Source organism: Gracilimonas mengyeensis (assembly GCF_900182705.1).
In the GTDB taxonomy this organism is placed as follows: Bacteria; Bacteroidota; Rhodothermia; order Balneolales; family Balneolaceae; genus Gracilimonas; species Gracilimonas mengyeensis.
Window position 1 is genome coordinate 51,569 of the sequence record NZ_FXTP01000001.1, and the last position, 20,503, is coordinate 72,071.

The 20,503-nt window shown below is 45.1% G+C and carries 17 protein-coding genes; 10 read left to right on the top strand and 7 right to left on the bottom strand.

The window, feature by feature from the left end:
• The first annotated feature begins 578 nt into the window (after nt 1-578).
• From FN815_RS00250 to FN815_RS00260, 3 genes are read left to right on the top strand one after another with little or no spacing between them, the layout of a single operon-like run.
• Nucleotides 579-1,658 carry an efflux RND transporter periplasmic adaptor subunit gene (locus FN815_RS00250; protein WP_142452589.1) on the top strand — a complete coding sequence of 360 codons (1,080 nt, stop codon included), beginning with the start codon at nt 579-581 and terminating at the stop codon, nt 1,656-1,658.
• Nucleotides 1,655-4,765 (top strand): efflux RND transporter permease subunit, encoded by a 3,111-nt coding sequence (locus tag FN815_RS00255; RefSeq protein ID WP_142452590.1) that lies wholly within the window; start codon nt 1,655-1,657, stop codon nt 4,763-4,765. The genes FN815_RS00250 and FN815_RS00255 overlap by 4 nt, the downstream gene beginning before the upstream one ends.
• 6 nt (nt 4,766-4,771) lie before the next feature.
• On the top strand, nt 4,772-6,118 hold the full coding sequence (locus FN815_RS00260; RefSeq protein ID WP_142452591.1) for a TolC family protein: 1,347 nt from the start codon (nt 4,772-4,774) through the stop codon (nt 6,116-6,118).
• Nucleotides 6,119-6,461: 343 nt separating this feature from the next.
• Here the strand turns inward: FN815_RS00260 and FN815_RS00265 are convergent, their stop codons facing one another.
• The 4 genes from FN815_RS00265 to FN815_RS00280 form a co-directional block, all read right to left on the bottom strand.
• Nucleotides 6,462-6,764, bottom strand: a complete 303-nt coding sequence (locus FN815_RS00265; RefSeq protein ID WP_142452592.1) for a YciI-like protein — start codon at nt 6,762-6,764, stop codon at nt 6,462-6,464.
• A 33-nt stretch (nt 6,765-6,797) separates the two neighbouring features.
• The gene (locus tag FN815_RS00270) at nt 6,798-7,208 is read right to left on the bottom strand and encodes an ATP-binding protein (protein WP_142452593.1); all 411 of its coding nucleotides are present in this window, start codon (nt 7,206-7,208) and stop codon (nt 6,798-6,800) included.
• A gap of 3 nt (nt 7,209-7,211) precedes the next feature.
• A complete protein-coding gene (locus FN815_RS00275) occupies nt 7,212-8,522 on the bottom strand; it encodes a Glu/Leu/Phe/Val family dehydrogenase (protein ID WP_142452594.1) in 1,311 nt (436 codons plus the stop codon).
• Nucleotides 8,523-8,638: 116 nt separating this feature from the next.
• Complete coding sequence (locus tag FN815_RS00280) at nt 8,639-9,652, bottom strand: hypothetical protein (protein WP_142452595.1); 1,014 nt, start codon at nt 9,650-9,652, stop codon at nt 8,639-8,641.
• A 262-nt stretch (nt 9,653-9,914) separates the two neighbouring features.
• Here FN815_RS00280 and FN815_RS00285 point away from each other — a divergent pair, with 262 nt between their 5' ends.
• Both FN815_RS00285 and FN815_RS00290 read left to right on the top strand, forming a co-directional pair.
• The gene (locus tag FN815_RS00285) at nt 9,915-11,039 is read left to right on the top strand and encodes a hypothetical protein (RefSeq protein WP_185957115.1); all 1,125 of its coding nucleotides are present in this window, start codon (nt 9,915-9,917) and stop codon (nt 11,037-11,039) included.
• Between the two features lie 129 nt (nt 11,040-11,168).
• Complete coding sequence (locus FN815_RS00290; protein WP_185957116.1) at nt 11,169-11,669, top strand: HNH endonuclease; 501 nt, start codon at nt 11,169-11,171, stop codon at nt 11,667-11,669.
• Between the two features lie 84 nt (nt 11,670-11,753).
• Here FN815_RS00290 and FN815_RS00295 read toward each other — a convergent pair whose 3' ends face one another.
• Entirely contained in the window at nt 11,754-14,117 is a 2,364-nt protein-coding gene (locus FN815_RS00295) for a S9 family peptidase (RefSeq protein WP_142452596.1), read from the bottom strand.
• 163 nt (nt 14,118-14,280) lie between these two features.
• Entirely contained in the window at nt 14,281-14,790 is a 510-nt protein-coding gene (locus FN815_RS00300; RefSeq protein ID WP_142452597.1) for a hypothetical protein, read from the bottom strand.
• A 95-nt stretch (nt 14,791-14,885) separates the two neighbouring features.
• Here FN815_RS00300 and ccsA point away from each other — a divergent pair, with 95 nt between their 5' ends.
• The 5 genes from ccsA to FN815_RS00325 all read left to right on the top strand — a co-directional run bounded on the left by ccsA (nt 14,886) and on the right by FN815_RS00325 (nt 19,572).
• Nucleotides 14,886-15,542 (top strand): cytochrome c biogenesis protein, encoded by a 657-nt coding sequence (gene ccsA, locus FN815_RS00305; RefSeq protein WP_246075080.1) that lies wholly within the window; start codon nt 14,886-14,888, stop codon nt 15,540-15,542.
• 39 nt (nt 15,543-15,581) lie between these two features.
• A complete protein-coding gene (locus tag FN815_RS00310; RefSeq protein WP_142452598.1) occupies nt 15,582-15,824 on the top strand; it encodes a CcmD family protein in 243 nt (80 codons plus the stop codon).
• The gene (locus FN815_RS00315) at nt 15,821-16,216 is read left to right on the top strand and encodes a cytochrome c maturation protein CcmE domain-containing protein (protein WP_142452599.1); all 396 of its coding nucleotides are present in this window, start codon (nt 15,821-15,823) and stop codon (nt 16,214-16,216) included. The genes FN815_RS00310 and FN815_RS00315 overlap by 4 nt, the downstream gene beginning before the upstream one ends.
• Nucleotides 16,217-16,337: 121 nt before the next feature.
• On the top strand, nt 16,338-18,833 hold the full coding sequence (locus tag FN815_RS00320; RefSeq protein ID WP_142452600.1) for a heme lyase CcmF/NrfE family subunit: 2,496 nt from the start codon (nt 16,338-16,340) through the stop codon (nt 18,831-18,833).
• 115 nt (nt 18,834-18,948) lie between these two features.
• Nucleotides 18,949-19,572, top strand: a complete 624-nt coding sequence (locus FN815_RS00325) for a hypothetical protein (RefSeq protein WP_142452601.1) — start codon at nt 18,949-18,951, stop codon at nt 19,570-19,572.
• Nucleotides 19,573-19,839: 267 nt separating this feature from the next.
• Here the strand turns inward: FN815_RS00325 and FN815_RS00330 are convergent, their stop codons facing one another.
• Nucleotides 19,840-20,208: a four helix bundle protein gene (locus FN815_RS00330; protein ID WP_142452602.1), complete on the bottom strand. Its 369-nt coding sequence runs from the start codon at nt 20,206-20,208 to the stop codon at nt 19,840-19,842.
• Nucleotides 20,209-20,503 lie beyond the last annotated feature (295 nt).

A 20,503-nucleotide genomic window follows, 5' to 3' on the forward strand; every position in this document is an offset into this window, starting at 1 on the left:
ACCCTTGTCCTCGTCACGGAGCTCTGCTCCGTGATGCCCCATGAAGGCTCCGCCTCAAACTAAATTCATAACGCCCAATTAGCCCAACCTCCGGCAACCGGCAAAGCCACTGGCGCCCACCGGGCGGAGGTTTGCGGGCGGGTTGGTTTGTAAACCCCGGGCTGCGTCCGGCCCGGCATCCCAAACCAAATTTAACTTCGCAACGGACTTACCCGGGGCTACTCATATGTGACCCCTATCGGGGTCGGCCATAAATCAAGATGATCTCTGAATCTTGTAAATCATGATTCAAGCCTAATGATAGCATTAACCGCGATCATCCGCCTGATCCGCCTCATCCGTGTTCCATTCCTTCTGTGTTTGAACCTCGTTCCCAACGCCCCGCTCGGAATGCCCCGCAGGCTCCCCGGTCCGAGTGAGCAGCAAAGGGGTTTATACTCAGGGTACACACTCATACATGTAGTTCTTTTGTATGCATTACTCATGCATTATTTTTTACAAGGCTTTTCAAGAAAATCGAATGCTTAATGCAGGCTAAAGGTTAACTTTAACATCAAAATTCTGCTAAATAAATTTATATGAAACGCATACTCATCACCATCGGGGTATTGGTCGTATTAGGATTATTGGCCATACCCAAAGTAAAAAGCCTAACGCAAGCCTCTGATGCCGGACAGTCTTCCAATGCCTCAAATGAACCGTTATTGGTTGATGTCCATTTGGTGGAAGCGCAGGTATTTGAGAATAAGATATTTACCACAGGCACCTTGCTTGCCAACGAAAGCGTGGACTTGCGCAGCGAGACCTCGGGAAAAATAACAGAGCTCCAGCTGGAAGAAGGGCAGCAGGTTAAAGCCGGTGAATTGCTGTTGAAAATTAATGACAGTGAACTACAGGCCCAGTTGAAACAGGCAGAATATCGACTGAGTTTAGCAGAACAACGGGAAACCCGCCAAAAGCAACTGCTGGATCGTGGGGGGATTAGCCAGGACCAATACGATGCCACACTGAACGAACTGAATGTGTTGCAATCGGAAGTAGATTTGATCAAAGCTCAAATAGATAAAACCCAGATCAATGCTCCGTTTGATGGCGTTGTTGGTTTGCGTTATGTGAGTAATGGCAGTTATATCTCACCAACAACCGAAATTGCGAATTTACAATCCATCAACCCCATTAAAATTGAGTTTTCAATTCCCGAGCGCTATGCCGGTGTGGTTGAAGAAGGCGACCGGGTGATTTTTTCGGTACAGGGACAGGATCAGGACTTTGAAGCTTCTATCTATGCCATCGAGCCCCGTATCGATCCCCAAACCCGAACCCTGCGTATGCGTGCCCGTGCTGCCAACAACGACGGATTATTACTGCCGGGAGCTTTCGCCAATATGGAGCTCATTCTGGAAGAAATTGAAGATGCCTTGCTGATTCCATCTATTAGTGTGATTCCCGAATTGGATGGACAAAAGGTATTTGTATTAAGAGACGGCGTGGTACAGGAACAGCAAGTTTCTACAGGTATCCGTACGGAATCATCCGTACAAATTACCAGCGGACTTGCTCCCGGCGACTCCGTTTTGACCACCGGCCTTTTGCAAGTTCGTAGCGGTCAGCCGGTACGGGTAGATGAAGTGGACAGATTCGAGGAGTTAGACCTATGAGTTTATCGTCCTTAAGTATTCGCCGGCCGGTATTGGCTACGGTATTGTCGCTGGTTATCCTGATTTTGGGTGTGGTGGCATTTACCTTTTTGGGCATTCGGGAATATCCTGCTACGGAGCCGCCCATTGTTACGGTTAGTACATCCTACACCGGGGCTAACGCGGATGTCATCGAATCCCAGATTACCGAACCGCTGGAAGAAGAAATCAACGGGATTGCCGGTATCCGCACCATGACGTCCGTGAGCCGTGAAGGCCGCAGTACCATCACCGTAGAATTTGACCTGGAAATTAATCTCGATAACGCCGCCAATGATGTGCAATCCCGGGTTTCCCGGGCGGTGCGTGAATTACCACCTGATGCAGATCCGCCGGTGGTTTCTAAAGCAGATGCCGATGCCAGTCCCATTGTGTTTCTCAATGTGCGCAGTGATAAGCGGAACCTGCTGAGTTTATCCGATATTGCCCTAAATGATTTCAAGGAACGGGTACAAACCATCCCCGGGGTAAGCAGCGTACAAATTTGGGGTGAAAAGCAGTACTCCATGCGTTTGTGGATGGATCCATTGAGGCTGGCCGCTTACAGCCTCACTCCGCTGGATGTACAACAAGCCCTCCAACGCGAAAATGTGGAACTGCCTTCCGGACGCATTGAAGGAGAAATGACCGAGCTGACAGTCCGAACGCAAGGACGTCTTTATGAACCTGAAGAATTCAACAACCTTATCATCACCGAACAGGGTGGAGACGTAGTTCGCTTTCGGGATATTGGCCGGGCAGAGTTAGGTCCTGCTAACGAACGTACCATCTTAAAAAGAAACGGCGTACCAATGGTAGGGGTGGTCATTGTTCCCCAGCCGGGTGCAAACCAGATTGAGATTGCCAATGAATTTTACAACCGGGTAGAGCAAATCAAAGAAGATTTACCCCCGGATATCCAAACGGCTATCGGTTTTGATACCACGCAGTATGTACGAGATTCCATTGATGAGGTGCAGCAGACCATATTTCTGGCGCTGGCACTGGTAATCCTGATTATCTTTTTATTCTTGCGGGATTTGCGGACGACCATCATTCCCATTATTGTAATTCCCATTGCTTTGATCGGGGCCTTTTTCGTGATGTACATCGCAGATTTTTCCATCAACGTACTCACCTTGCTGGCCATCGTATTGGCCATTGGTTTGGTAGTGGACGATGCCATTGTGGTTCTCGAAAACATCTATGCCAAAATTGAGGACGGCATGGGCACCATTGAGGCCGGAATACTGGGATCCCGGGAAATCTTTTTTGCCGTGGTGGCTACTTCCTTGGCACTTGTTTCCGTGTTTACGCCGCTATTGTTTTTAGGCGGGATTACAGGTCGCCTGTTTCTCGAATTTGGCGTGGTGATGGCCGGGGCTATTATCATTTCATCATTTGTGGCTTTGACGCTCACCCCGATGCTATCCACCAAGATTTTAACCGCGGATTCCAAACACAGTACCTTCTACAAAAAAACAGAACCATTTTACCAATGGCTGAACAAAAAGTATAAGTCCAGCTTGGAATCCTTTATGGAATATCGCTGGGTATCTTTCGTGATTGTAGCACTTTGTGGGGCAGGCATCTGGTTGTTTTTTGGAAGCCTGCAGCAGGAGTTGGCACCGCTGGAAGATCGCGGTCGCCTCATTGTAAGTTCCACCGCACCGGAAGGAGCTACCTTTGAATACATGGACCACTATGTAGACCAGCTCACCGATTTCATCCTGGACGAGGTTCCGGAAACCGAAGGACTGATCACCGTAACCTCTCCCGGTTTTGGTGCCTCCAGTTCGGTTAACTCTGCCTTTGGGCGTATTATCCTGAGTGATGCCAGTGAACGGGAGCGGACTCAGCAGGAAATCTACAACGATCTCTCATCCAAGGTACAGGATTTGAGTGGAGCCCGTACATTCATCGCACAAGAACAAAGCATTGGTGGGAGTCGGGGAGGCCAACCGGTACAGTATGTACTCCAAGCCGGTACCATTGATGAGTTGAAAGAGATCATTCCTGAGTTCCTGGAACAAGCCCGCCAGGATCCGGCTTTTGCTTTTGTAGATATCGACCTCAAATTTAGTAAGCCCGAAGTGGAAATCAGCATTGATCGCGACCGGGCTCAGGCGCTGGGTGTTTCTACCCGGGATGTGGCCCAGACTCTTCAGCTGGCTTACAGTGGTCAACGATTCGGCTATTTTCTAAGAGGAGGGAAGCAGTACCAGGTGATTGGACAGATGTCTCGCGAAGACCGAAATGCGCCCGTCGATTTGCGAAGTTTATATGTGCGTAACAACCAGGGAGAAATTATCCAGCTGGATAACCTGGTTACGCTCACCGAGCAGAGTAGTCCGCCACAGCTATATCGTTTTAATCGATATGCCTCGGCTACCGTCTCTGCCAGCCTTTCTCCCGGTTACACCATTGGAGATGGTATTGATGCCATGGATGCCATCGCTGACCAAGTGTTGGATGAGTCCTATACAACTTCATTATCAGGACCTTCCCGAGATTTTGTGGAGAGTTCATCAAGCCTGATTTATGTATTTATGCTGGCTTTGCTTCTGGTTTATTTAGTGCTCTCGGCTCAATTCGAAAGTTTCCGTGATCCTCTCGTAATCATGTTTACCGTTCCTCTGGCACTGACGGGAGCATTACTTACACTCTGGTACTTCAATCAAACGCTGAATATTTTCAGTCAGATTGGGATGATCATGCTGATTGGCTTGGTTACCAAAAACGGGATTCTGATTGTGGAATTTGCCAACCAGAGGCAGCTGCAGGGCTTATCCAATCTGGAAGCCATTAAAGATGCCGCCGTGGCTCGTTTCCGTCCTATTTTGATGACTAGTATGTCTACCGTGTTGGGGATTTTGCCCATTGCATTGGCCATTGGGGCCGGAGCTGAAAGCCGTAAATCAATGGGGATTGCCATCATTGGTGGACTGATATTTGCCAGTGTGCTTACACTGTATGTGATCCCCGCTTTATACACGTACATCTCAGCAGAGCGCTCCCAAAAAGAAACCATTGATGATGAAACTTTCCGCAAACTGGAAAACCTCGAAACCGCAGACCTTAACGCGTAAGCTTTGATGAATCGCTTAAAATCACTATCACAAATAGTAACTGTTTTTCTTTGTTTTGGGGTGATGGTTTCGTTACCCGTACAAGCCCAGCAGACTCTGAGTTTAGAAGATGCCATTCGTCTTGGTATGGAGAAAAACTTTGCCATCCGGATTGCAGAAAACAACGCCCGCATTGCCGACAACAATGCATCTATAGGCAACGCCGGTTTCCTGCCGGTGGTTACGGCCGACGGCTCCATCAACGAAAGGATCGAAGACAATACCACGGTGTATGGCAGTCCAAGCATCCCGGATCGAAATGATGAAGGTGCCCGCACCACCGTGTACAACTATGGTATAGATGCAACCTGGACGCTGTTTGACGGCCTCACCATGTTTGCAGCATTCGACCGTCTGGCCGCCCAGAAAGAAATCAGTGAAGTTCAGGCCCGCCAACAGGTTGAGTTGGTGTTAGCAGATATTATAACTGGGTATTACGAAATTGCCGGCCAGCAAAAAGCTGCGGCTGTGTTAGATAGCACGGTAAAAATATCAGAAGAGCGTATTCGTATTGCCGAAAGCGCCTGGGATATTGGTTCAGGATCGGAATATGATTTGTTGCTCGCTCGGGGTGATTATAATGCCGACCGGGCTGCTTTGATTCGATCTCAAACATCGTTAAGCCAACTCAAAATAGTATTGACTTCCGTGTTAGGGGATTTGCCTTCTTATGATTTTGCAGTAAATCCTGAAATAGAAATGGCCGAACTACTGGAGCTTGATGCTTTGATTGATGATGCCCTTGCCCAAAACAGGCAACTTACTATAGCAAGATTAACAGAACGTTCAGCACAGGCTGAAATAAGAGAGGTTAGAGGCGAGTGGTTTCCAGAGGTTTCCGTTTCCGGCGGATATGGATATCAGCGAACTGAAGCCAGCGCTGGTTTTGCAGAGTTTTCTGAAACTGACGGCTTTAGTTATGGAGTAACGGCACGACTCAATTTGTTTGATGGGCTCAACAAAAACCGGCGTATGCAGAACGCTCAAATCACGGCTAAGAATGAGCAGCTGCGTATTGAGGAACTACAACTTCAAATAACTGCGGAAGTGAGCCGTGTATATGCCCAATACCTGGATGCCCGCTCGCTAATCGAGCTGGAACAGGAAAACCTGGACATCAACAAAGAGACCGTTGATATAGCTTTGGAGCGATACCGGCTCGGAACCATCAGTGCGATTGAATTGCGTGAGGCCCAGCAAAGCTTGCTGGATGCTGAAAACCGTTTGATTGATGCGCAAATCCAAGCCAAAGCAGCAGAAACCGAGTTGCTTAGATTGAGTGGGCGTCTGCTTTCTGAGGAAATGGAAGATTAACAGAATACTACATGTTTAAAAACATCAAATTTAAGAATATAATAGATCCTTCCTCATTCATTTCGCTACGCTCCATTCACTCCTCAGGATGACATTCAGGGTGGACGGCTATCATAAGGCGCTAAAGGCGCCTTTAATCTCTACCCCAACTCCTTTGTCATCTTGAACGAAATGAAGCATAGCGGAATGAAGTGAAAGATCTCCCAAATTACATGTATAGCAGGTTTTGGAGCACGTTTCTAAAAATGTATCCAACTTTTAGATAGTTATACTCAGCAAGTAATAAATCTTCCATAGCGAAGCGTTTCAATCTGCAATTTGTAATCTGTAATTATAAATTCAGCTACAGCCGTACCGGCTGGCTGGCCTCATCACCCACCACGGTGGTCCACTCTCGCACTTCCCATTTTTCAACCAGTCCGTTTTGCACGTAAGGATCGTTTTTGGCAAAGTTTTCAGCTACCTCGGCCGTATCACCTTTGAATAAAAGAACGGCTTTATCAGCGGGATCATTGAGTGCGCCTCCGTGGATAAGATCACCCCGTTCGTAAGCATCCCAGGCCATTTTTAAATGTACCGAGCGGTACTTGGTTCGTTTTTCCAGGTAATCAGGAGAGAGGGTATAGAAGAGCAGGAAGTGTTTCATGGTTTGATAGAAGATGCCTTATTCAATCAGTTTTTAATCACTTGGCAAGTTAAAAATAAGGGTCAGTTTTGAACCGCCATCCGAGTATTTTACCTCGTCAGCGTATTCTTCCATTAAAAAGACCCCTCGTCCACTTGGCTTGTAAAGGTTTTCATCAGCCCGCGGATCGGGAATGTCTTCAGGATTAAATCCCTCGCCTTCATCTTGTGTTTCCACAACCAGCGCACCATCGTTGGTGAAAGCTGCTATTTCAACAGATTTTGAGGCGTCCAGTTTATTGCCGTGCACAATACCATTGGTAGCCGCCTCAGAAACGGTGAGCATGAGACGGGCATAAAAGGCATCGTCGAAGCCGAGTTTATCCTGCAGCGCCGAGAGTAAACCTTCTACTTTTTCGACCTCCTCGTAAGAAGATGATAACCTAAGTGTTTCTAATAATTTCATCTATTAAGCATAAATACCACGCAATTTCAGCGTTGTAGCCACACGGTCGATGGCATACACATACGCCGCTTGACGGAGCGTAATACTATACTTTTCACTCACCATAAACAAGTTGTCAAAAGATTCTCTCATTAAACGGTTTAAACGACGGTTAACGCGTTCTTCTGTCCAGAAGTATCCATGGCGATCCTGCACCCATTCAAAGTAAGAAACCGTTACGCCACCTGCATTGGCCAGAATATCCGGGACAATCATAATGCCTTTTTCCTCCAGAATTTTATCGGCGTTGGCCGTTACCGGTCCGTTCGCCCCTTCTGAAATGATCTTGGCTTTTATATTTGGAGCATTGTCTTTATTGATCTGATCTTCTTTGGCTGCTGGGATGAGCACATCACATTCCAGTTCCAGCAGTTCTCTGTTGGATATTTTCTCTGCGCCGTCAAAACCTTCCAGTGAAAATCCGTTAGTCAAGGAGTACTGAGTGGCTGCAGGAATATTGATCCCATCCTTATTGTAATAGCCGCCACTGATATCACTGATGGCAATAATTTTTGCGCCTTGTTCATACATCAGCTGAGCGGATACAGAACCTACATTCCCAAATCCTTGTACTACCACAGAAGTTTTACTGGGGGAGATGCGCAATTTGCTGAGGGCAGCCAGCGTACAAGTAACCACACCGCGTCCGGTAGCTTCCTTTCGGCCTTTGGAACCGCCTAAAATGATAGGCTTACCGGTAACAACAGCGGTTTCGGTTTTCTTCTGATTCATACTGTACGTATCCATGATCCATGCCATCACCTGTTCATTGGTATTCATGTCAGGTGCTGGGATGTCGCGGTCGGGGCCAAACACATCCAGCATGTTGGAAGTGTATCGACGGGTAAGCCGTTCCAGCTCATTTTGGGATAACTCTTTGGGATTTACACGGACACCACCTTTGGCACCACCAAAAGGCACATTCACTACGGCACATTTCCAGGTCATCCAGGCCGCCAGGGCTTTTACTTCGTCAATGGTTACATCATCAGAATAGCGGATGCCACCTTTGGAAGGACCAAGAATGCTATTGTGGATTACCCGGTAGCCTTCAAAAACCTCGATATCGCCGTTATCCATGGTAACCGGGATAGACACCATGATCACTTTTTCGGGACTGGAGAGGTATTTAAAAACGCCTTCATTTAGCTCAAGGATTTCGGCGGCAAAGCGAAATCGCTCCATCATGGAAGCAAAAGGGGAATCGGGAGTAATGTGGGGAACAGGTTCTTTATAAAAGCCGCTTGAAATAGAATTTTTTTTGTTATTGGACATCGTCTGTATTTGGGTAAAATGTTTGCTGAACGCTTAAAAAAGCGGTTCCAAATATAAAAGTATTATGACCAATAATGATAATTTTTGTGTAAAAAAACCGATCTTATTTCAAGTTTTTAAAAGTTCATGGAAACAGATAGGCCGGGAGCTGTTTGGCCTGTAGAGGGATCGAAAAGAGGAGCAGGAGCTACCTGCAAAGCCGTTTCTTGATCAGCATTTTTAGCCCTAAAGTAACGGAACCCATTGTAGACCATCGAGGCACTTCCCATAATGATGTTGGCGACTGATAATTTTGTGCGGTCAGGATTCTTATAGGTCGTTTCCTGTTCCCAGCATGGAGCTACAATTCCACACATGGGATCGGTTTTAACTTGGGTATTATCCAGGTTAATTACACCAAGGGTAAGCGAAGCAAAGCCTAATGCACCATTTACCACATATGCATTACGGTTGGGTTGCCCTTTCATAAGCAGGTGATAGGTAGATAGCCCGATTTGCGCACCGGCCAGGAGAGATGAGCCAATGGCATATTCCGTCTCAATGTTGTTCTTGGTTACTGTTCGCCGGATAGGTTGGTAGGTAGGTTGTATCATGGCCGCTTCTTTTTTGGTAATACCGTTCTTAGCCAGCCATCCATCAATCAGTTTTGGGTTGATGTCTTTGACATAATCAAATTTATGGTCCCGGTTTATACGCTCAGCATAGGGGAGTCCTTCGGTTTGGGCAATCAGGTAACCTACCGCACACAGGTTGCCATCACGATCAATAAATACGGGCCTGCGGGTTTCAAAGTGATGATTTCTTGGAAACACTCCGCCCTCAGTATACTGTTCCAGTAAATCGATAATACGTGCCCGATTCTGTTGTTGTTGATGGGTGAGATCGTCTGTTTTCTTTTCCTTCAGCAAAGCAATCACATAGTTCAGGTGCGTTTTCAGGCGAAGAATCTCAGGAGAGGAGGCATCTGGTTCAACCCCGAAAGCCTGTTTATAACTGTCATCACCTATTATTGCATTTACACTTTTATCTATCTGGGATGATCTGTTATCAAAAGAATTAGGAGAATGTATAAAACTGGCAGAAAGTAGAAAGAGCGCAGTTAGAAAAGGAAAGAAAGATCGAAATGTCATATCCCTGGTTTGATTGAAGTGAAAGAGCCATTTGTTAGCCAATACGCACTTCATGGCATATTCGCTACAGTACCTTTTAAAGAGAAATGAGTAGAGAAAGGAGATAATGCCTATTCAAGGGCCAATTTTTTTATGTATTTGCCGAAACGCTTCCAATTGTTGTTATCTAATTGTTAAGAATAGGTCTTATAGCGGAATCGTAACACTGTCTTAACATAGATTTTTTACCCTTGGTCACAAATTCAGCACACAAATAGAATAGATGTCGAACTCACAGTCTGACCAAAAACAAAGCCCGATTGAACAATTCATCCCTACGGGCTTTTATGATGTAATAAAACAGGAACGAACTTTCATAGGGCTCATAGGCCTCTTTTTCTTTATCGCCGGTATTACCTTCCCATACGCCGAAATAGCTATGTGGATAGGATTTATCTTTGCCGGCTATTCTGCTATAGCCAATGACAGTATCCAAACCATAGGTACTTTTCTTGCCTCCAATATGGATAAAAAATGGTGGGTCTTATGGCTTTGGATAGGAGGTATATTTCTGGTTACCGTAACAGCGAGTTTTTACATTTATGACGGGGATGTAACCTACCAAAGGCTAACATCCAAAGGTTTTGCCGAGGCGCCCACATCTTTTAGTTTCCTGCAGGTAGCTGCTCCTATTTTCTTATTGATACTGACCCGCATGCGAATGCCGGTTTCAACGACCTTCCTGCTTTTAAGCTGTTTTGCTACTTCTGCAGAAGGGATTACATCGGTTTTAGGCAAAAGTTTACAAGGATACGGGCTGGCTTTGATTGCAGGCTTAGTAGTTTGGTTGATTGTGACCAACACGCTCGAGAAACGTTTTAATGGAGAACCCCACAAAATTTGGCTACCACTACAATGGATTATCTCAGGTAGCCTTTGGGCCGTATGGGTGATGCAAGATGCTGCTAACATCGCGGTCTATTTGCCCCGTTCGCTCGATTTTACCCAGTTCCTTGGATTCTCTCTTTTCATCTTTTTTGGATTGGGACTGTTGTTTTACTTGAGGGGAGACCGGATTCAGGAAATTGTGACGGAGAAATCAAGGGTCACCGATATTCGATCAGCTACCATAATCGACTTTGTGTATGCCATCCTGCTGGTTTATAAGCTGACCGTTAGTACCGTGCCAATGAGTACCACCTGGGTATTCCTTGGTTTGCTGGCTGGTCGGGAGTTGGGCATGAGTATTATGGATGGCAAGGAGCATGGACGCCCCCTGACCAAAGTGTTTGGAATGGCCTTTAAAGATCTCTCTTATGCGTTAATTGGATTGGCGGTTTCCATCATACTTGCAATCTCAATTAATGATGAAGTACGGGATCAATTACTGCAAATGATTGGCTATTGATATTTAAGATCAAATATCTCATACTAAGGCGTACTCGTTCTGCGGGTACGCCTTTTTTTATTCATCTGTTGTGTTCTATACTAAGGAAATGAAATACATATCATCAACAGAAAAACCAATAGATGCACTATGAACGCTAACGTACTGGTGTTGAATCAGGATTATCAGCCGCTGAGCATTTGTTCCGTTCAGCGTTCTATAAAACTGATTTTTTTAAATAAGGCGGAGCTTCTCCACGACGATCCCAAAAAGGAACTGCGAACTCCCACTGAGTCGTATCAATTTCCTTCTGTAATCCGCTTGCGGAGCTATATTCGTGTGCCGTATAAAAAAATTGTGTTATCTCGCCGTAATGTGATGCGAAGGGACGATTATACCTGCCAGTATTGTGGAAAGAAATCGGATTTGACCATTGACCACATCATGCCTCGAAGCAGAGGGGGACAAGATACCTGGGAGAACCTGGTTACCGCCTGCGAGAAGTGCAACGTTCATAAAGGAAACCGCACCCCCAAAGAGGCCAGGATGCCCCTGAGCCGCAAACCCTATCGTCCGGTTCCCATTACTTTTTTCCGCGATTCCAACGGGGGCGTACAAGAACCCTGGAAACCTTATCTGTATATGACCTAGGAATATTGAATGTTGAACAGTTGAATATCGAATCTTGAAGTCTTTAGTTCGATATTCACTATTCAATATTCGTTATTCAATATTCTACTCCTCTTCTTCCGGTAAATTAAATTCTACGTTATCCCGGTAATCATCCAGAAGGTGTTCTGCAAAGTAATACCATTTCATTCGCTCGAAATAGGGTTGATAGGGACCAAAACCATGCCGGCGTCCGGGTAAAATCATCATATCAAAGCGTTTTCCGGCTTTAATCAATTCATCGGCCAAGCGGATGGTATTTGCAGGGTGAACGTTATTATCCACATTACCATGAACCAATAATAAGTGCCCTTTCAGGTTGCCGGCAAGGTCGGTATTGCTGTCCACTCCAGCTTCGTGTGTGATAACCTCTTTTTCCACTTCCACGCTGTCCTCGTTCATCTCAGTAACAGTTTCTCGTTTTTCCTGAACACCGTTATGTACTTCACTCCACCAGATATTATAAATATTGTTATCGTGATTACCGGCTGAGGATACGGCCACATCATAAAAATCAGGATAGGTGAGGAGGGCGGCCGTACTCATAAAGCCCCCGCCGGAATGCCCGAAAATACCAACCCGTTCCTGGTCAATAAATGAATGGCGGGCTGCAAGCTGCTCAATACCATATTTGTTGTCGGCTAAAGGATAATCACGCAGATTACCATAGCCATAGTTGTGATAATACTTGGAGCGCAACGGACTTCCCCCGCGATTCCCAAATGCAACCACCACAAAACCTAATTGTGCAAGGGCCTGATTACGGCCGGTGTATCGATCCAGCTCAAAAGTGGTTGGGAAGGGCTCTACTTGCGGTCCGGGATACACATAGGAAATGATGGGATAGGAGCGGGTGGAGTCAAAATCGAAAGGTTTCCACATTACCCCATATAAATCAGTAACACCATCGGCGGCCTTAATCTGGAATTCTTCGGGGGCCTCCCAGCCTATTTCCTCAGCAGCCTGCATATTCACTTGTTGTAGTTGCAGGGTGATTTCACCGGAAGCATCTCGTATGACAGAAGTAGTGGGCTCATCTACTTTCGAAAAGTTGTCCAAAAAGTAGTTTCCTTTTTCTGAGGCAGTGATCTCATGATTGGCATCCTCCGGGCTCAGATGGCGAAAGCGTGAGCCATCAAACTTCACGGAATACAGGTTTTCGAAATAAGGGTTTTGACCTTCTTCGCGGCCGTAAGCTGAAAAGTAAATGGTTTGGCGGGCCGTGTCTATTTTGGCAATATCGCCAACTACATAATTTCCACTGGTGATGGTGTTCTTAAGTTGCCCATCACTGTTATAGCGGTATAATTGACCCCAGCCGGTACGTTCGCTCCACCATATATATTCTTCGCCTTCATTGATGATGGCAAGCTGGGCAAAGCGCGTATTGAAGTAGGGATTGCTTTCTTCAGAAAAAAGCACTTCAGTATTGCCGGTTTCGGTATCGGCTTTCAGTACATCAATTTTATTCCAGCCACGGTTACGGCGCAGGATGTAGAGATAATCTGATTTATCGGTTTCGAAAATACCGCCTTCATTAAAGTACGCTCCGCCTAAAGACTGGTCTTCCCACTTGTCGGTATCCAGCGTAACGGAGCTTTGAGCTTCCGGGTCAAACACTTTGATTTCATCAATAAACACATGGTCTTCGCCGGGCATGGGGTACTTGTAGGTTTCCAGCTCGGGACGGTCGCCCAGGGAATTAATCACCCACAGTTCATCCACTTTGCGTTTATCCTGACGTTTTACCCAAAATTTTTCCGAATCTTCAAACCAGTTTACATTGGCTTCCAGGCGTTTATTGGAGGTTGTGTCTCCGTCTTCATCCTGGTAACTGAACCAGCGTTCTCCATCCTCGGTAAGTTGAATTTCGGTACTATCCGGATCATCAGCCCGCATCACATACAAGTTGTGATCCCTCGCAAAAGCAATCCATGTGCTGTCAGGAGAGAAAGTTTTCCAATCATCCTCTTTTTCTTCCTGTAAAGAATCTCCTTTAATCAGTTCTTTTCCATTCAGGTTGTAGGTGAATTCAATACTGTCGACATTAAAAGTGAAGCGTTCCTTGTCGGTATTGTAGTCAAAATCATTGAGCTCCAGTTCTTTGGCGTTAAACGGTTTGCTAAATATCTCAGCCAATTGGGAGGCCAGCTCATCCCGGTCAAAGAGTAAGCGTTGGGAAGGGCGGGATACATCCACGAAGTACCAATTTCTTCCCTCTTCGTTCTTGAATGAATACCAAAAAGTATCGGTGTCTTCAATCCAGTTAGGATCGACTTCGGTATCGCCAATCAGCTTTTCCATGCGTTCACCCTTAAAACGCTCAGCGGCTTCGAAATTGGCTTTTTGTGCATAGGTATTTGTTGTAATGATGATACCCAGCAGGATTAACAGACTGTATTTTTTGGAGGATGGCAAAGTGGTGAACATAAATAAGTAGTTGATTTCTGGTAATGCGCCAAAAGTAACTACTTATTTATGTAAAACGCTGGAAAATTCGTGCAAACATCTGAGCTCTGTACATTGCGAAGGGATGGCTTGATAAATCACCATATCACTAAAACACCATATTACCATATCACCCTATCAACACTCATTTCTCAAACTTCTGCCGTTCTTTTTCATAGTCTTCTTCGCTCATTAATCCTTGTTGCCACAAGCCGGTGAGGTAATCCAGCCGGTCCATAGAACCGGGTTCGTATTCGGTTTCACGTGGCTTGGCCTGTTTTTCAGATTCAATGCGTTTGAGCTCGGCTTCTACTGCTTTCTCGATAGAGGCGGCAATCCCCTTAGGATTTTCCAGTCCAATAAGTTCAATTTCTCTTCCCTGAGTTTTCAGGGTGATGGGCCCCACTCCAAAGCGCAGTTCACCGGGTACGGCCTGACGGATATCAGCCAGATCAATATTCTGTGAATAATTTCCTTCAAGAACGGTTATTTTTCGGTTGGTGATGGTATATGAAATTCCCTTCTGCTTCTTTCTGGTTCTGAAGAGGATATAGATTCCGATGACGATTGGAATCAAAATCACCCCAAAAAAATAATTCCAGAAAAAAGCTTTCCAGGAGGGCTCGAGGGTGATGGACTTTTGGTTGTCAGGCATAAGACTTTTTACAGTTTAAATACTCAGATTATCGCGGTCAAATTTGTATATTTGTTGATCAAAACGTAGCCATAGTTAATAAAATTCGCACACTGTTGAAAGCCTGGAAATACGTAGTGGCTGTTTGGATGACGATCGTTATCACAGCCGGTTTTTTAATCCATATTCCTGAGATTCCTATACTTGAGCAAACGGCACGTAACATTTTCTTCCATGTACCAATGTGGATGACCATGTTTACGTTGTTCGTTATAAGTTTTTGGTACAGCATAAAATACCTGAACGAGCCCGCTGATATTTTTGATGTGAAAGCATCCTCTGCTGCTGCAGTCGGCGTTACTTTTGGTGTTTGTGGATTGCTCACAGGTTCGCTTTGGGCACGCTTTACCTGGGGTTCCTGGTGGACCTTTGCCGAGCCCAAGATGAACCTTGCCGCGCTCGCGCTTATGATTTATGTGGCCTATTTTGTGCTCCGTTCCGCTTTTGACGACCGCCAGAAACGCGCAAAACTCTCGGCTGTTTACAATATTTTTGCCGTTACAACCATCCCGTTTTTGTTGTATGTGGTGCCCCGGCAGTTAACCAGCCTGCATCCCGGGGCGGATGGAAATCCCGCTTTTAGCGAAATTACAGCCGATGTTTTACGCTGGATCCTTTACCCGGCTTTCATTGGATTTATTGCTCTGGGCTACTGGATTTACGAAATCTACGTACGTTACAACAAGGTGAAATTAGAGATAGAGAATTCGTAATTTAAAGGCTGTTTGATTGCCAAAAAATTTCAAAAATTAATGCAAGAAGATTCACTCGCCGCCGTTGACACGCTGACCCAAGCTTATTCCGACCAATGGTCGGGAACAAGCGGGGCAGAAGAGGCCGGTGCATTTGTTCAATTTATGTCCTCAAACGAACTTATATACGTGGTGTTGGGAGTAAGCCTGATCATCTGGCTGGTACTCCTGGTTTTTCTTTTTCGTGTAGATAAGAAAGTCGCCAAACTCGAAGATCAAATTAAAACCGACAAAGAAGTATGAAACCCAAACTGATAATTGGTATTGTTGCTATTGTAGGCTTTACCTCGCTGTTGATGTATAATTTTGGAGAAAGCATCAGCACGTACACTACATTTGAAGGAGCCCAGGAAAGAAGTACCGCGCACATCCCAGGCGTTTGGGATGAAGAAAAAGGCGCTGAATTTTCCCTGGAAACCAAACGCTTCACTTTCTACATGAAAGATGAAGACGGAGTCTCACGCAAGGTGGTTTATCCAAAACCCAAGCCCAACAATTTTGAAGAGGCTGATCAACTGGTTGTAATCGGTGAGATGCGTGGCGATGTATTTTATGCCAACGAAATGCTCATGAAATGTCCTTCCAAATACAACGATACAGATCCCGGACAGTTTGTGGACGCCTCCCAGGGTTGATGCACTTAATGCATTCTTATAGATCAACCATAGATTTGCTCCGCATTGACGGATAACTTTTGTTTGAAATCACATTCAAACAAGTCTCTATTACCGTAAACATTTTTTTGACCCGCAGTACATGTTAGGTATTCTTGGTAAAATTCTGATTTCTGCTTCTTTTGTAACCTCTGTGATTGCCCTTATCTACTACTATCTGGCAAGCAGGAATGATGAGAATAAACCTCTTCGGGTAGGAAATTGGCTGTTTGCGGCCAAAACGGTGTTCTTGCTGGCCGGTTCCGGAATTTTGGTCTATCTGATTTTTCAGCATCAGTTCCAGTACTATTATGTGTTTAATTATACCAGCCTGGATCTGACGCCGCGTTACCTGTTTTCTGCCTTCTATGGCGGACAAGAGGGAAGCTTTATGCTGTGGATCCTGTTTTCGGCTTTTATTGGTTTTGGGTTGATGAAATGGACCCGCCCGCCTTATCGAGGTCCCGTCTTGTTTTTCCTTACGCTCACGCAGGTGTTTCTGCTTTCCATGATTTTAGGCTGGGATATTTTTGGGACCAAATTAGGGGCTTCTCCATTCCGTACCATAGCGGAAGAAATGCCCAATGCCCCTTTTCTGCAATCCAATCCGGATTTTGTACCAGCCGATGGCAGCGGTCTCAACGACTTGTTGAAGTCTCCATGGATGATGATTCACCCGCCGGTGTTGTTCATTGGTTTTGCCATGATGACCATACCGTACTGTTTTGCGATGGCAGCGCTCTGGAAACGTACCTATAACGAATGGGTAAATCCCGCACTACCATGGACACTCGGGGCTAATGTAGCATTGTTAACCGCTATTTTTCTGGGGGGATATTGGGCCTACGTTACACTTTCTTTTGGCGGTTATTGGGCCTGGGACCCGGTTGAAAATGCCTCTTTAGTGCCTTGGTTAATCGGAACAGCGGGTATTCATACCATGATCATACAGCGAAAAAGTGCGGTGGCTCAAAAGTCATCGATACTATTTGCTATACTGGCTTATGTCTTTATCGTTTATGAAACCTTCCTGACCCGCTCAGGCATCCTTGGGAGCTCGTCCGTGCACAGCTTTGTGGATTTAGGGTTGTACAATCAATTACTGGCCTTTATGCTGGTGGTTACACTGGTAGGGCTGGGGCTTTTCTTCTGGAGATATAAAGAGCTGCCTTCTCCAGACAAGGAATCCAGTATTTTAAGCCGCGAGTTTATGACCGTTACCGGGGCAATGGCACTGCTTATTCTTGGCTTGGTAATTATTTTGGGAACCAGTTCACCCATACTGGGACGCTTATTTGTAGAAAATCCAACCCCACCGGAAATTAGCTTTTATAACGACTGGAGCATGCCCATCGTGATGATTATGGCCATCCTGACGGTGATTGGTCAATTTCTTTTTTGGAAAAAGCACGATGCAGAATCACTGGCATCAGCACTGATAAATCCGTTGCTGGTAACCAGTGCATTAACCATTGCTTCCATTATTTGGGGTGATGTACGGAACTTGTATTACATGGCCTATTTGTTTTGTGGATGGTTTGCTGTGGTAGGGAATGGCTGGATGATGATAAAACTGGCTATGAAGAAGCCTAAACTGATTGGAGGTTCTTTGACACACTTGGGTTTTGGAATGCTTTTGGTTGGAATCCTGGCTTCCTCGGCATACAATGAACCACTGGTAGATCAAAAGACTGCGGAATACAATGCGGCCGTAGAGCGTGGAGAAGTCACGGATGAACAAGGCTTCACTGTAACTCAGAAAGAAGAAATGCTGGTCTTAAACCTGAACGAGCCGGTACTCATCGATGGCCGCTATATGGTTACCTATGAAGGCTATGACCTGGATAACAGTGTTCGCAGGGGGCAGCAGACTTATAAGCTGAGGTTTGAGCCTGTGAACGGAGGCAAGGCTTTTTATATGAAGCCGGAAGTGTACCCTATGTTGACTTCGTCTTCACAAGAAAACATTCAGTGGTCCGTTGATCCCGATGTACGTACGGGACTGCTAAGTGATATTTACCTGTATGTGGGCGGTAGTTCCTATGTTGAGGAACAAAATAACCGCGTATCGGAGCGTTCACAAATGATGCAGAACGTAGCGGAACAGGATACCATGGATGCGGAAGAGCAAATTCAGAATATCAAGTTTGCCTTAGGTGAAACCATTGATGTTGGTAAGTTTAAAATACGTTTTGTGAACTATAGCCGGACGGATAGTGCCAGCCTTCCTCCAAATACCAGTATTGGTGTGAGGGCGGAAGTTGAACTTATACATCCGGCCAGCGAACGGGTAATTACCGTAGATCCTTTATTTGCGGTATACAGCGAAAACGGCCAAAGTTATATTTATTCGCCGCCTTCTTTCATCCCTGAATTTGATCTGGAATTCCAGTTCACGCAAATATTTCCCCAGGAAAATAGTATCGAACTTACGGTAACCGGGCTGGAAGAAGAATATGATCCTGAATGGGTCTTGATTGTAGCGGATGAAAAACCCTTCATATCGGTGGTTTGGGCTGGTACTTTTGTGCTCATGGCTGGATTTAGCCTGTCCATTTTCCGACATTGGGGACGGGAAAGAAAGAAGAACAAGGAATAATGAACATCGAACTTTTAACGTATCAATTATGAAATTTTTGAAGCTTTGTACCAATAAAAGAGGAAAATCTTGGAAGTTCGGAGTTCAATGTTCTTTGTTCGGTGTTCTTTTATTCATGCTTTTAGCGGGACCGCAATTAGCGCAAGCCCAGCAGCAAAAAGATGATAGACCATCACCACGTGGTGCTTTTCTCCGTTCCTTGGTACTGCCCGGCTGGGGCCACTACTATGCGGATAATGACAATTGGAACCGTGGGAAGTTTCATATGGCAGGAGAGGCGGTACTGATACTGTCGTATATTGGTTTGGATGCTCGTGCCAACAATTTGGAAAGCAATTACAGAACAATGGCACAAAGCAAAGCGGGTGCAAATCTATCGGGCAAATCCCGCCAATATGAAATTGCCATTGGCAACTACGATAATCTTGCCGAATACAATGATGCACAATTAAGGCTTTCCAACTGGACCCAACTTTACCCGGATAATGCTGAGTTTCAATGGAGCTGGGAATCCCGGGATTTCAGGGATCAGTACCAGGATACGAGGGAACAGGTAGACCGTAACCGAAGTCAGTTGCCTACTTTGGCAGCTTTGATGGTTACCAACCGATTGATCAGTGCCATCAGTGCTTTTATTAAAGCACGGGATATAATGGATAATCCGCCTGAGGCTTCGTTCTCATATTTGAATGAGTTTGGTCAGCCAGGAGTAACGGCTCATCTTCGCTTCGATTTTTGATATAGTTTCTTTCCATCATACTTACCGAATAAAATCGTCCATCGCATTTCGGTCCATCGATCTATCGCAAATCTGCTTGGAGAAGCTTTTGGTAGAAATAAGAGCAAGTTCGGGAAACAAATTAGTTACTTAGCTCTTCTGCTAGTTCAAAAAAGCTTTGGTTGCAGATCGCTTTTTCACAAAGAAATGAGAAAGATCGATGGACCGATAGATCGATTTGCGAAATTTCTTTTCTCAAATTATTGGGAATGAGTATTTAGCTACTATTTAGGTTTTTCTGTTTTTCTTTTTAGATGCTGTTTGTACGCTCTTCACAAATATGGAGATCAGTTCATTACATTCAGATTTAGCTTGAAGAATTATTTGTTCATCATGATAAAGCTCCGCAAAATGAATTACTCGAAGGCAAACATAGGTTTCTCTAAGTTCTTTTAAGATAATCTGCAACTTATGAATAAAATCATTTAATAATTCCGCGCTTCTCGACTCACCATAATTTAAAGCAGGCGAAGTTCCAGATCTCACTAATTGATTTGCCAGATGATTCGCAGCTTTATTAGCTGGTAGATTGTTTATAATCTTAATGATGAGACCAGCAAATCTGATAAGCCGATCTTCTAATTCTGTTTTGTTCATTATCTGAGAGATTATTTGGATTTATAAGTAAGAGCTTGCTAAAGACTATTCCTTACACTTTTGCGAAAAATTTCTGGTTTTAGTTGTTAGTGGACAATAAATAAGACAAAGTAATTAGCTGAAAATCGTCCGTCGCATTTCGGTCCATCGATCTATCGCAAATCTGCTTGGAGAACCTTTAGGTAGATTTATAACTTTGGAATGTTTATCCCATTTAAAGAAAGTTTGCATGCTGACATTCCTAACAGAAATGCGAAAGATCGATGGACCGATAGATCGATTTGCGAAGTTTTAT